1 protein-coding gene is annotated in these 691 nt (G+C 68.5%); it reads right to left on the bottom strand.

Annotated elements, in window-relative coordinates; all coding sequences use genetic code 11:
- Window positions 1-617 (bottom strand): C39 family peptidase (locus KBX37_RS34010; protein WP_210779903.1); only part of this gene is annotated, 617 nt, incomplete at its 3' end.
- Between the last annotated feature and the right edge of the window lie 74 nt (window positions 618-691).

Genomic DNA, 691 nt, shown 5'->3' with positions numbered 1-691 from the left:
CGGTAGGAGGCCTGGTCGGGGTTGGCGGAGTCGGCGATGGTGACGGTGTTGCCGCCGTCGCGGTAGCCGATGACGCTGATGTAGTGGCCGCCTTCGAAGGAGTGGGTGGTGCCGTCGGTGTCGGTGGTGGTGCCGGCGATGTTGGCGACCACGGCGCGGCCGTCGTCGATGGTGCGGACGATGTCGGTGCGCAGCTTGTCGGTCTGCTTGCGGTCGGCCTTGCTGTCGCGGATCTCCACCGACCGGTAGGCGTCCTTGGTGCCGGTTTCCTTGTTCAGCACGGGGGTGATGTCGTTGATGCTGTTGGTGCCGGCCTCGGTGGTGCCCATCTGCTTGGCCATGGCGTCGACGTCAATGTTCTTGCCCTGCACGGAGAGGGCGTTGCGGGTGGCGGCGGGGCCGCAGTAGTAGAAGTTGGGCTGGGCCTCGTAGCGCACGTTGAGTTCCCGCTCGCCGTGCGATTTACGGTCCCTGCCGCGGTCGGCCTGCATCGAGGCGGTGGTGGTGGCCTGGGTGGGGGCGGCGTGCGCGGCGAGGGCCGGGCCGGCGATCCCACCGGCGGTCGCGGCGACACCGGCGAAGGTCAGGGCGGTCTTGCGGATCAGATCGGTACGCATGAGGGGTGCACCTTTCGATCGGGGGATAACGCGCACACCGCCGGGGGACGGTGCGCGGGAAAGGAAGTCAAAGA

The organism is Micromonospora sp. U56 (assembly GCF_018070095.1).
Classification (GTDB): Bacteria; Actinomycetota; Actinomycetes; order Mycobacteriales; family Micromonosporaceae; genus Micromonospora; species Micromonospora purpureochromogenes.
The sequence above is the reverse complement of the archived record's forward strand: the minus strand, read 5'-3'. Positions and strand labels throughout refer to the sequence as shown.